13 protein-coding genes are annotated in these 11,990 nt (G+C 71.8%); 12 read left to right on the forward strand and 1 reads right to left on the reverse strand.

The genetic code is table 11. The annotated features are described in order from the left end of the window. The first annotated feature begins 104 nt into the window (after positions 1 to 104). The 8 genes from AB0I88_RS24240 (at position 105) to AB0I88_RS24275 (ending at position 7,669) form a co-directional block, all read left to right on the forward strand. Positions 105 to 1,067, forward strand: coding sequence for a pectate lyase (locus tag AB0I88_RS24240; RefSeq protein ID WP_361028645.1), 963 nt, complete (start codon positions 105 to 107; stop codon positions 1,065 to 1,067). Positions 1,068 to 1,102: 35 nt separating this feature from the next. After that, positions 1,103 to 1,294: a hypothetical protein gene (locus tag AB0I88_RS24245; RefSeq protein ID WP_361028648.1), complete on the forward strand. Its 192-nt coding sequence runs from the start codon at positions 1,103 to 1,105 to the stop codon at positions 1,292 to 1,294. Beyond that, on the forward strand, positions 1,291 to 2,943 hold the full coding sequence (locus tag AB0I88_RS24250; RefSeq protein ID WP_361028651.1) for a Pr6Pr family membrane protein: 1,653 nt from the start codon (positions 1,291 to 1,293) through the stop codon (positions 2,941 to 2,943). The genes AB0I88_RS24245 and AB0I88_RS24250 overlap by 4 nt, the downstream gene beginning before the upstream one ends. A gap of 268 nt (positions 2,944 to 3,211) precedes the next feature. Next, positions 3,212 to 3,859 (forward strand): hypothetical protein, encoded by a 648-nt coding sequence (locus AB0I88_RS24255; protein ID WP_361028654.1) that lies wholly within the window; start codon positions 3,212 to 3,214, stop codon positions 3,857 to 3,859. A 166-nt stretch (positions 3,860 to 4,025) separates the two neighbouring features. Next, a complete protein-coding gene (locus AB0I88_RS24260) occupies positions 4,026 to 6,332 on the forward strand; it encodes a nitrate- and nitrite sensing domain-containing protein (protein ID WP_361028657.1) in 2,307 nt (768 codons plus the stop codon). A gap of 11 nt (positions 6,333 to 6,343) precedes the next feature. Next, positions 6,344 to 6,769, forward strand: coding sequence for a roadblock/LC7 domain-containing protein (locus AB0I88_RS24265; RefSeq protein WP_361028660.1), 426 nt, complete (start codon positions 6,344 to 6,346; stop codon positions 6,767 to 6,769). Beyond that, the gene (locus AB0I88_RS24270; protein ID WP_361028663.1) at positions 6,766 to 7,095 is read left to right on the forward strand and encodes a DUF742 domain-containing protein; all 330 of its coding nucleotides are present in this window, start codon (positions 6,766 to 6,768) and stop codon (positions 7,093 to 7,095) included. The genes AB0I88_RS24265 and AB0I88_RS24270 overlap by 4 nt, the downstream gene beginning before the upstream one ends. A gap of 4 nt (positions 7,096 to 7,099) precedes the next feature. Further along, positions 7,100 to 7,669: an ATP/GTP-binding protein gene (locus tag AB0I88_RS24275; protein WP_361028760.1), complete on the forward strand. Its 570-nt coding sequence runs from the start codon at positions 7,100 to 7,102 to the stop codon at positions 7,667 to 7,669. Between the two features lie 44 nt (positions 7,670 to 7,713). Here AB0I88_RS24275 and AB0I88_RS24280 read toward each other — a convergent pair whose 3' ends face one another. After that, on the reverse strand, positions 7,714 to 8,298 hold the full coding sequence (locus tag AB0I88_RS24280) for an acyltransferase (protein ID WP_361028666.1): 585 nt from the start codon (positions 8,296 to 8,298) through the stop codon (positions 7,714 to 7,716). A 233-nt stretch (positions 8,299 to 8,531) separates the two neighbouring features. Here AB0I88_RS24280 and AB0I88_RS24285 point away from each other — a divergent pair, with 233 nt between their 5' ends. The 4 genes from AB0I88_RS24285 to AB0I88_RS24300 form a co-directional block, all read left to right on the forward strand. Next, entirely contained in the window at positions 8,532 to 9,599 is a 1,068-nt protein-coding gene (locus tag AB0I88_RS24285) for a Gfo/Idh/MocA family oxidoreductase (protein ID WP_361028669.1), read from the forward strand. Then, positions 9,596 to 10,561, forward strand: coding sequence for an NAD-dependent epimerase/dehydratase family protein (locus AB0I88_RS24290; RefSeq protein ID WP_361028672.1), 966 nt, complete (start codon positions 9,596 to 9,598; stop codon positions 10,559 to 10,561). The genes AB0I88_RS24285 and AB0I88_RS24290 overlap by 4 nt, the downstream gene beginning before the upstream one ends. Beyond that, a complete protein-coding gene (locus tag AB0I88_RS24295; RefSeq protein WP_361028675.1) occupies positions 10,543 to 11,679 on the forward strand; it encodes a DegT/DnrJ/EryC1/StrS family aminotransferase in 1,137 nt (378 codons plus the stop codon). Before AB0I88_RS24290 ends, AB0I88_RS24295 begins: the two co-directional genes overlap by 19 nt. A 31-nt stretch (positions 11,680 to 11,710) precedes the next feature. Further along, a partial coding sequence (locus AB0I88_RS24300) for a hypothetical protein (RefSeq protein WP_361028678.1) occupies positions 11,711 to 11,990 on the forward strand: 280 nt, incomplete at its 3' end.

Consider the following 11,990-nt stretch of genomic DNA (forward strand, 5'->3'; position numbering starts at 1 on the left):
AAAGCGCTTACCCGCAGCTTGCGGCACGGACCACCGACCGAGCCGCGAGCCACCGTCGCCTACCCCGGGCGGCACCGTCATCCGTCCCCAACGGAGGAATCCCCATGTCCCCGTCACGTCGTACCGTCCTCTCCACACTGTCCGCCGGTGTCCTGGCCGCGTCCGGCCTCGCCGTCGCCGGCCCGGCCTCCCCCGCCTGGGCCGCCGAGTCCAGCCCCGTCGGATACGCCGCCATGAACGGCGGCACCCCCGGCGGCTCGGCCTCGACCGTGGTCACCGTGACCTCGGCGTCCGCCCTCAAGTCGGCGCTCAGCTCCGGCACCTCGCAGACCGTTCGGGTGTCCGGGCTGATCAGCATCTCCGGCATGTACAGCGTCGCCTCGAACAAGACGATCATCGGCGTCGGCTCGGGCTCCGGCATCACCGGCGGCGGCCTCAACCTCTCCGGCGTCCGGAACGTGATCATCCGCAACATGCTGTTCCGCAACGCGGGCGACGACTCGATCAACGTCCAAGAGGGCACCACGAACGTCTGGATCGACCACAACGACCTGGCCAGCGGCTACGACGGCCTGATCGACATCAAGCGCGGCTCCGACTTCATCACCGTCTCCTGGAACCGGCTGCACAACCACGACAAGTCGATGCTGCTCGGCCACAGCGACGACAACGCCTCCCAGGACACCGGAAAGCTGCGCGTCACCTACAAGCACAACTGGTTCGAGGGCACCGGCCAGCGGCACCCGCGCGTCCGCTTCGCCAACCCGGTGCACGTGCTCAACAACTACTACAGCAACATCGGCTCCTACGGCGTCGCCTCGACCATGAACGCCGGCGTCTTCGTCGAGCGCAACTACTTCGAGAACGTCGCCAAACCCACGGTCACCCAGACCGGCGACTCCGACCCGGGCAACATCAAGGTCCTCAACAACTACCGGGTCAACTCCGGCGCCGAGCAGGTCCGCAACGGCGCCAGCGTCGCGGCGATCCCCTACTCCTACACCCCGCAGGCCAACAACACGGTCAAGGCCACCGTCGTGGCCGGCGCGGGCGTCGGCAAGATCTGACGAACACCGGCCCCGATGGCGCTCACCCTCACCGGGTGGGCGCCATCTCCGTGTCCTTTTCCCGGTACGCCTACCCGAACCCGATCCGGAAGACCCGCGAGCCGGCGGCGACTCCGGCCCGCGGCGCGACCGCCGGGCTGAGCGAGGTGGCACAGGCGCGGGTGAACCCGATCCGCCGCCACGGCGTAGCCGGAGGAAAGGCCACCGGCAGATGGGGGACGGAATGAAGGCGCTCGCGAGTCCGCAGTCCGTCTGGCGCGTCCTGATCATCGTGGTCGCGGTGGCCGGCCTGTACGGCGACCACCACCGGATCATGGAGTACACGACCCAGAGCGCTCTCCTCGTGATCGGCTACCACGTGGCCGCCCTGTACTGGATGGGCCACCGCTCGACGACCGACGCCCCCGCGCACCGCCTGCGCACCGCGGTCCTGTCCTGGATCCTGCTCGACGCCGCGATGCTCCAGGTCCTGACCGGCGGCTACAACCCCCTGCCCGGCCTGGCCCACGCCGAGGCCCCCGACTACTTCGGCAGCGCGGCCACCGTCCTGATCGCCAACTGGTCCTTCTTCCTGCTGCGCTACGTCCTGCCGCTGATGGTGCTGGCCGACTGGCTGGCGTTCCGCCCCTACGGCGGAACCCGCTGGCGCGACCTGCCGCTGTGGCTGCTCTATCCGCTGGGCTGGGCAGGCGTCGCGGTGGGCCGCAGCGCCCTGCTGCCCCTGGCCGAACACTCGGCCCCGTACCGTTTCCTGGACCTCGACCGCGGCCTCCCCGCGGTGGCCTCGTGGATCCTGACGCTGAGCCTTGCCTATGTGGCCGGCAGCGCCATGCTCATCGCCGTCGACCACTCCCGCGCCCCGCGCCCGCCCGTTCCGGAGCCACCGACCGCCTGGCAGCCGAGCCCCGAAGACGCGTGGCACCCCCGCGACGCCGACGCCGCCTGGCGGCACACACCCGACCCGGATGCCGGTCGGCGGCCGACCGCCGATTCCGGCGCTCCGTGGCAGCCCTCCACGGGCTCACCCGATCCGGGGCGGCCGCCGGTCCGTGACCCGCGTGCCCCGGCTCAGGCCGCCCCTGGACACCGCGACCACGGATCGCCCGCCCGAGGACCACACCGTCCGGAAGGACCGGTCCCAGGACAGCCGGTGCCCGGACAATCGATCCCCGGATCGCGTGTTCCGGGAGAGCCGATCCCAGGACAGCCGGTTCTCGGATCGCGTGTTCCGGGAGAGCCGATCCCAGGACAGCCGGTTCTCGGATCGCGTGTTCCGGGAGAGCCGGGCCGGAAACCGCGAAGCGGAGGCGAGCGCACCCCCGGACCGCAGGCCCCAGGAGAGTTCGTTCCAGGACCGCGCACCCGAGATGACGCCGGCCCCGCATCGCGCGGCCCACGGACGCCGGCAGCCGATTCAGGTGAGCCACGGGAGAGCATCGTCGAACTGCTCGGCCGGCGGCGGACGCCGGTCGAACCCACCGCCGAGCGGCGAAGCGCCCCGGCCGGGCCCGGACCCGCCTGGGCGGCCCCTCCGGCCGGCGCGGCTCGTCCGGCCGAGCCGGCACAGCCCCGCCCGAGCGGCAGAACGGCACCCGAGACCCGTCTGCCGGGCGGCGGCGGGGACAGCCGAGGCCGCTGGCCGAGCCGCCGACAGGACGATGACGGCCCCTGGCCGGAACGCCGCGCGAGGGACGACAGCCCCTGGCCGGACCGCCCAGCGGGGAACGAGAGCCCTTGGCCCGACTGGCCGGCGGCATCGGAATCGGGCCGGACCGGCGAACCGGCGGAGGAGCCGACGCACCGGCGACCGGGAACGGAGCCGGCGGACGAGCGCACGGACCGGCGACGGGGATCGGGATCGGCCTGGCGCCGTTGAAAGCCGCCCCGGCGGGTGTGCGGGTTGTGGCCGCGCCCGCCGGTGGCCCTGAGTCACCGGATCAGCCCGGCGGGCGCGTCGCCTGCTGGAGTGGGCAGCGCGTCGCGGGGTGCTCCGGGTTCGCCGGTGGTGCGGTTGAGGGCGGCTCAGCCCGTACCGGAGATCGGTTGTTATTTTTTCGTCACCTCGTGTGGAGAACCGGGGTGGGTGAACGCGCATCGCAACGAGAGTCGAAGGTTGCGGGACTTCAGAGAATGAGGAACGTGTGATGCGTAAGGTACGGCTGGCTACGGCGATCGTGGTGACGGCTGTTGTGGCCGGTGGCTGTGCACAGGGTGTGGAGCGGGTCGGCGGGGCCGCCGCTCCGGACGGGGTCCTGTCCACCTCGCCGTCGGTGTCCGCCACGGCTTCGGCCTCGCCGTCCGTCTCGTCGTCTGCGTCGGCGTCCTCGTCCCCGACGCCGCGGACGTCGAAGAGTTCGGCGACGGCGCTGGTGCTGGGACCGAACGGGATGGGAAAGATCGAACTGGGTATGACCGTGGCGGAGGCCGAGGCGACCGGATTGATCACCGGGTACCACGTCGAGAACTATCTGCACAACTGCGGCGTCGCGGATTTCAAGGCCGGCGCCGACGGCAAGGGCGGCGTCTATTTCACGCCGAACGGGGTGGGGCTGTCGAACATCTACGCCTACGGGAAGATCAGCACACCGCAGGGGATCCGGCTGGGGAGCGGCTACAAGGCGGTGATGAAGGCCTACCCGGATTTCCGCTTCTCCGTCGACGACCAGGCGACCGAGGGCAACGGAGTCGCCGACACGCCCGGCAACAGGATGGCCCACTACTCCATCACCATCGACGACGGCTTGGTCACCGTGCTGGGGCTGGCCGCGAACAATCAGCTCTGCGAGGAGTGATCAGCGGCGCGGGCGGCGCCACTCGTTCGTAGGACCGGCCCCGTTCGGGCACGCTCCGCCAGCGGGCGAAACGCACAGCGTCGCTCGTTCGGGGTGTTGACCTCATGTTGGCATCCGTCGATTCTGTGCGGCGTCACGGCAGGCGACGAAGCGCGGCGGAGGCGGCATGGGAAAGGGCGGGCACACGATCCGCGGGCGCATCGTACGGATGCTGGCCCTCCCGGTCGCGGCCATGCTGTTGCTGCTCTCGGTCGTGGTGGCGGAGGAGTTCGGCACCTACCGGCTGGCGGCACGCACCGACCGGGCGATCACCCTGGATCTGGCGATGCAGGCGATCTCCCAGCAGGTGCAGGACGAGCGTGGCGTGACCCTCGGGCTGCTCGCCGGCAACGAGGGCTTCCGTGCCGAGATCGTGGCGGCACGGCAGCGGGTCGACGAGCAGGTGGCCTCGGTACGGCGGATCGTCGCCGAGGGCGGTGACCTGGACGGCCAGGTGACCGAGGCGCTGGAGCAGACCGGGGTGCTGGCCGGGATCCGTGACGAGGTGGACGGCGGCACCGCCGAGCGGGGCGAGGTCTTCGAGGAGTACAACGAGGTCGTCGAGGAACTGCGTGAGGTCTACTTCGCGCTGGACAACGCGGCCGACACCACGATGCGGCTGGGCTCCGAGTCGCTGGCCATGCTGAACCTGGCCAAGGAGGCCACCTCCCAGCAGCGGGCCTTCCTGAACGGGGTGTTCTCGGCCGGCGGTTTCCGGGAGGGCGAGTACCTCCGCTACGTGCAGTTGCGCGCCGACCTGAACGCCGCCATCGCCGAGTTCGAGGAGTACGCCACCCCGGAGGCGCTCGCCGCGAAGGACCGGTTGTTCGGCACCGCGCAGGCCCAGCGGGCGGCGCAGCTGGAGGCGCGTGCGCTGCGTTCCGGCGACGGGCAGACGCTGCGGGTCGATCCGCAGGGCTACTGGGCCGCCATGTCCACCGTCCTCGACGACATGTCGGAGCTGGCGCAGAGCATCGGCGCCGCGTTGCGGGCCCGCGCCGAGGTGCTGCTCGACGAGGCGAACCTGCGGTTGGCCGGCCTCGCCGCGGTGGTCCTGATCTGCGTCGGGATCGCCGTCTACATGGGTACGATCGCCGCGCACTCGGTCGCCGGCCCCCTGGCCGAGCTGGCGAACGAGGCGAACCGGCTGGCCGGCGAACGGCTGCCGGAGGCGGTGCGCCGGACCGCGGCCGGGGAGGCGACCGGGCCGCCGGGTCCGGTGCGGGTGGCCGAGCGCGCCAGTGCCGAGATGCGCCGGGTGGCGGACGCGTTCGAGCGGGTGCAGGACACGGCGTACGCGCTGGCCACCGAGCAGGCCGAGCTGCGCCGGGCCTCCGCCGAGTCGCTGGCCAACCTGGGCCGCCGCAACCAGAACCTGCTGCGCCGCCAACTGGGCTTCATCACCAAGCTGGAGCGGGAGGAGTCCAGCCCCACCGGCCTGGCCAACCTGTTCGAGCTGGACCACCTGGCCACCCGCATGCGCCGCAACGCGGAAAGCCTGCTCGTCCTGGTCGGGGCGGCCAGCCCCCGGCAGTGGTCGAGGCCGCTGCCGCTGACCGATGTGATCCGGGCGGCGGTGTCGGAGGTGGAGGAGTACCGGCGGGTGTCGCTGCGGCGGCTGGACGAGGCGCTGGTCGCCGGTTCGGTGGTCAGCGGCCTGGCGCACATGCTGGCCGAGCTGATCGAGAACGGGCTGGCGTTCTCGCCGCCGGATCTGGACGTGGAGATCCACGGCCGGCTGGTCGACGCCGGCTATCTGATCGCCATCTGCGACCAGGGTGTCGGGATGAGCGAGGACGAGCTGGACCGGGCCAACCGGCGGCTGCGCGGCGAGGGGGACTTCCTCACCGCCCCGGCCCGGTTCCTCGGTCACTACGTGGTCGGCCGGCTGGCCGCCGAGATGGGTATCGACGTGCAACTGGCCCGGTCGGCAGTGACCGGTGTGACGGCCCGGGTGTCGCTGCCGGTGGGCCTGCTGGGCGGTGCCGCGGCCCTCGACGAGCCGGCGCCGGTGAGCCCGGCCGCGGCCCTTCCCGCCGCCGCCGTCCCGGAGAACGCCGCCGCGCTGGAGGACTTCGCCGGGCCCGGGACCGCTGCCCGCCCTGAGACGGCCGCGCCGCCGGTCGACTGGCCCTCCCTGCGCCCGCCGGAGCCGGGGCCGCACGCCGTGGAGGTCGACTACGTGATCCTCGACCAGCGGCCGGCGGTGCCCGCGCCGCGCCGCCCCAGCCATACCGACAACGGGCACACCGTGAACGGTCTGCGGCGGCGTACGCCGAGGTCGCAGCGGCCACGCACCGAGCCGGCGCCGGCACCGCGGCCGGAACCGCCGGCCCCGGTCCCGGATTCGCCGGAGGCGGTCCGGAGCCGCCTGACCGCCCTGCGCGCGGGCATCCAGCGCGGCGCCGGCCGGGACCGGCGCCGCAGTCAGTGAGGAGCTTGTTGATGAGCGTCGAGGCGACGGCTGACCGGCACCAGTTCAACTGGTTGCTGGGTAACTTCGTCCATCAGACCGACGGGGTACGCGACGCGGTGGCGGTCTCCTCGGACGGCCTGCTGATCGCCAGTTCGGAGGGGCTGAGCCGGGCGGAGGCCGACCAGTTGGGCGCGATCGTGTCCAGCATGGCGAGCCTGGCCCGCAGCGCGTCGCGCCGGTACGACTTCGAGGGACTGAAACTGATCATGATCGAGATGCACCGGGGCTTCCTGGTGATCTCGGTGATCCCCGGTGGCAGCTGCCTGGGCGTGGTGGCCGGCGGGGACAGCGACCTGGGCCTGGTCGGTTACGAGATCTCGCTGCTCGCGGACCGGTTCGGCGACCTGCTGACGCCGGCCCTGATCGCCGAATCGCGGCAGCATCTTCCCCGATGACCGAGGAGCCGCTCGTTCGCCCGTTCATGCTCACCAACGGGCGCACCCAGCCTCTGCACGACGGGCTGCGGATCGAGACCCAGCTGTACGCCGAACCGGCCGCCCTGTCCGCGCCCCTGCGGTTCGAGTCGCGCCGGATCGTCGAGCTGTGCCAGCGGCCGCGGTCGATCGCCGACCTGTCGTCCGCGCTCGGCGCCCCGTTGGGCGTCGTCCGGGTGATCGTCGCCGACATGCTCACCCAGGGGCTGCTCCGGGCCGGCGAGGCCCCCGGGGAACTGACCACCGCGTTGATCGAGAGGATCAGGGATCGTGTTCGGGCGCTCTAACCCGATGGCGCCGTCTTCGCCGATGGCCGTCAAGATCGTCATCAGTGGCGGGTTCGGGGTCGGCAAGACGACCTTCGTGAGCGCCATCTCGGAGATCGAGCCGCTGGTCACCGAGGCGGAGATGACCGAGAAGTCGATCGGGGTGGACGACACCTCGGCGGTCGCCGCGAAGACCACCACCACGGTGGCGCTCGACTTCGGCCGGATCACCCTGGACGAGGCGCTGCTGCTCTACCTGTTCGGCACGCCCGGGCAGGACCGGTTCGCGTTTCTCTGGGACGACCTGGTGACCGGTGCGCTCGGCGCGATCGTGCTGGTCGACACCCGCCGGATCGAGGACTGTTTCCCGGCGATCGACTACTTCGAGGAGCACGACATCCCGTTCATCATCGGGGTCAACGCCTTCGACGGGGCACGCCGCTTCGAGCTGACCGAGGTGCGGGACGCGCTCGGCGTGGCGGAGAGCATGCCGATGCTGGAGTGTGACGCCCGTCAGCGGGAGTCGGTCAAGGCGGTGCTGGTCGCGCTGACCGAGCGGGTGCTGGCCCGCCGCCTGGACCGGCTGGCGGGGTGAGGTCCGGCTGGTTGCGGGGGCTGCCCCCGCAACCGGCCGAACCCTCATCGTGGGGTCAGGACGCCGTCGTGTTCGGTGTACTTCTCGCCGGTCTCCGGGCACACCCAGACGCCGTCGTCCTCGGCGGTCAGCGGGCGCCCGGCCCGGCCGACCCAGCCCACCCGGCGTGCCGGCACCCCGACGACCAGGGCGAAATCGGGGACGTCCTTGGTGACCACGGCACCGGCCGCGACCAGCGCCCACCGGCCCACCGCCACCGGCGCCACGCACACGGCCCGCGCGCCGATCGACGCGCCCGCGCCGACGGTGACGCCGACCGCCGTCCAGTCGTCGCCGGTCTTGAGCCGGCCGTCCGGGGTGACCGCCCGCGGGTACTCGTCGTTGGTCAGCACCGCGGCCGGGCCGACGAACACGCCGTCGCCGAGCCGCGCCGGCTCGTAGACCAGGGCGTGGTTCTGGAGTTTGCAGTTGTCGCCGAGGACCACGCCCGGACCCACGTACGCCCCGCGGCCGATGTTGCAGTCCCGGCCGATCGTGGCGCCCTCACGGATCTGGGCCAGGTGCCAGATCCGGGTGCCGGCGCCGATCTCGGCCCGCTCGTCCACATCGGCTGTCGGTGCGACGGTCATCGTGAGCCTTCCTCGTGATCGGACCGGGACAGGGTAGAGGCCCGTGCCCGCGAGCGTTGTCGGCAAGCCGACGCTTCCGTCCAATATGGCCCGTTGAGGGGTCCCCCGATCGGCCGAAGGGTTCGGGTCGGCCCCCGGCTCCGCCGTAAATCCGTCACGGATCTGGCGTCCAGCCACAAGGGATAGATAGCTTTCCCGACGGACGCGCCCGCCACTTCGACGAACGGAATCCTGTGACCTCTCACGCGCCCGGCGAGCCGATCGGTGTGGCCGTCATCGGGGCCGGCTACTGGGGCCCCAACCTCGTCCGCAATTTCCAGGGCAGCAGTGCCTTCCACCTGCGGTGGCTCTGCGACCTCGACGTCGACCGGGCCCACCGGGTGCTCGGCGGCTACTCCACCGTCGGGGTGTCCGCCGACCTCGACGAGGTGCTCGCGGACCCGGCCGTGCGGGCCGTCGCCATCGCCACCCCGGCCGGCACCCACCTGCCGGTCGCCATGGCCGCACTGCGCGCCGGCAAGCACGTCCTGGTGGAGAAGCCGCTCGCGGCCACCTTCGAGGAGGGCCGGCAGCTGGTCGAGGAGGCCGACCGGCGCGGGCTGACCCTGATGTGCGACCACACGTACTGCTACACCCCGGCGGTGCTGCGCATCCGCGACCTGCTGGCCGCCGGCGAGCTGGGTGAGCTGCACTTCCTCGACTCGGTGCGGATCAACCTGGGCCTGGTGCAGCGGGACATCGACGTGGTGTGGGACCTGGCGCCGCACGACCTGTCGATCCTCGACTTCGTGCTGCCGCCGGCGGTCCGGCCGATCGCGGTGGCGGCGCACGGCGCGGACGGGATCGGCGCCGGGCGGGCCTGCGTGGCGTATCTGACGTTGCAGCTCAGCAACGGGGCGATCGCGCACATCCACGTGAACTGGCTGTCCCCGGTGAAGGTGCGCACCGCGATCTTCGGCGGGTCGAAGCGGACCCTGGTGTGGGACGACCTGAACCCCAGCCAGCGGCTGTCGATCTACGACCGCGGGGTGGACGTGGCCTCCCCCGAGGAACTCGGCGACGAGCAGCGGAGGGACATCCTCGTGTCGTACCGGTCCGGCGACATGGTCGCGCCCGCGCTCACCGAGCGGGAGGCGCTGCGAACCATGGTCGACGAGTACGCGCGGGCCATCACCACCGGGACTCCCGCACTGACCGACGGCCGGTCCGGGCTGCGGGTGCTGGAGATCCTCCAGGCGGCCTCGCGCAGCCTGGCCGAGGGCGGAACCATGATCAAGCTGGATGAAGGGCACATGCGGTGACTGGGGTACAGATCGAGGGCGCCCGCGCTCTCGTGACCGGCGGTGCGGGCACGATCGGATCACACGTCGTCGACGAACTGGTGCGCGGGGGCGCGTCGGAGATCGTCGTTCTCGACAACTTCGTCCGCGGACGGCGCGACAACCTCGCGTGGGCCCTGGACAACGGGCCGGTGAAGCTGGTCGACGGTGACATCCGGGACGTGGCGCTGGTGCGGTCGCTCACCGAGGGCCAGGACCTGGTGTTCCACCTGGCCGCGATCCGGATCACCCAGTGTGCCGAGGAGCCCCGGCTCGCCAACGAGGTACTCGTCGACGGCACCTTCAACGTCATCGAGGCGGCCGCCGACGCGGGCGTGAAGAAGGTGATCGCGTCGTCGTCGGCGTCGGTCTACGGGCTCGCCGAGCAGTTCCCGACCACGGAGCGGCACCACCCGTACAACAACGACACGTTCTACGGGGCGGCGAAGGCGTTCAACGAGGCGATGCTGCGCAGCTTCAAGGCCATGAAGGACCTGGACTACGTGGCCCTGCGGTACTTCAACGTGTACGGGCCGCGGATGGACATCCACGGTCTCTACACCGAGGTGCTGATCCGCTGGATGGAGCGAATCGAGGCCGGCTCTCCCCCGCTGATCCTCGGCGACGGCCTGGCCACCATGGACTTCGTGCACGTGGCCGACATCGCCCGCGCCAACATCCTGGCCGCCCGGGCGGACGTCACCGACGAGGTGTTCAACATCGCCAGCAACGAGGAGACCAGCCTCAAGGAGCTGGCGGCCGCGCTCAGCGCCGTCATGAAGTCGGACCTGGCGCCGGAGCACGGGCCCGCCCGTGCGGTCAACGGCGTCACCCGCCGCCTGGCCGACATCTCCCTGGCCGAGCGGAAACTCGGGTGGAAGCCGCAGCTCACCCTCACCGAAGGTCTCCAGGGTCTGGTCGACTGGTGGCGGTCGTCCAAGTGATCCCGGTGATGATCCCCGACCTCGGGGAGGAGGAGGCGCTGGCCGCCGCCGAGGCGGTCCGCTCCGGCTGGGTCGCCCAGGGCCCGCGGGTCGCGCGGTTCGAGCAGGAGTTCGCGGCCGCGGTCGGCGCCGGTCACGGTGTGGCGGTGTCGTCCTGCACGACCGGGCTGCACCTGGCGCTGGTGCTGCTCGGTATCAAGCCCGGTGACGAGGTCGTCGTGCCGTCGCTGTCGTTCATCGCGACCGCCAACGCGGTCCGCTACGTGGGCGCCATCCCGGTCTTCGCCGACGTCGAGCTGGCCACCGGCAACGTGACGGTGGAGACGGTCGACGCGGTGCGCACGCCGCGGACGCGGGCGGTCATCGCGGTGCATCAGGGTGGCGTGCCGTTCGACACCGTCGCGCTGCGCAAGGCCGCCGACGAGTGGGGCGTGGGCCTCGTCGAGGACGCGGCCTGCGCGGCGGGTTCGACGGCCTACGGCGCCCCGGCCGGTGCCGGCGCGCGGGTCGCCGCCTGGTCGTTCCACCCGCGCAAGCTCATCACCACCGGTGAGGGCGGCATGGTCACGGTCGATGACGCGGAGGCGGCGGCCCGGCTGCGGCGGCTTCGTGAACACGGCATGAACGTGTCCGCGGCTGATCGGCACGCGTCGAAGCAGCCGGTGCTGGAGGCGTACCTGGAGACCGCCTACAACTACCGGATGACCGACATCCAGGCGGCGGTCGGCCTGGTGCAGCTCGGCAAGCTGGCCGGGCTGGTGGCGCAGCGCCGCGAACTCGCGGCCCGCTACCGGGAGCTGCTCGCCGGCGTCGACGGGCTGGTCCCGGTGCGCGACCCGGCCTACGGGCAGACGAACTACCAGTCGTTCTGGGTGCTGCTCGACGGCTTCCCGGTGAGCCGGGACGAGGTGCTCGCCGAGCTTGCCGCCAAGGGCGTCTCGGCGCGGCGGGGCATCATGGCGGCGCATCTGGAGCCGGCCTACGCGGACGTGACGCCGGGGCCGCTGCCGGTGACCGAGCGGATCACCCGGGAGTCGCTGATCCTGCCGCTGCACCATCGCCTGACCGAATCGGATCAGGACCACATCGTCGGGGTGTTGCGCGACCTCGCACGCTGACGGGACCGTCAACGGCCGCCATCCCACTCGGGTGGCGGCCGTTGTCGTGCGGGGCCCACCCGAAACAAGCAGGCGACCCACCGGACAGGCACACGGCCTGCCGAGCAAGCGCCGCCCACGGAACGAGCGCCGCCCACGGAACGAGCGCCGCCCACCGAACAGGCGCAGCCCACCGAACAGGCGCAGCCCACCGAACAGGCGCAGCGCCCCGGACAAGCGCAGCGCCCCGGACAAGCGCAGCGCCCCGGACAAGCGCAGCGCCCCGGACAAGCGCAGCGCCCCGGACAAGCGCAGCGCCCCGGACAAGCGCA

The organism is Actinoplanes sp. NPDC049802 (assembly GCF_040656595.1).
In the GTDB taxonomy this organism is placed as follows: Bacteria; Actinomycetota; Actinomycetes; order Mycobacteriales; family Micromonosporaceae; genus Actinoplanes.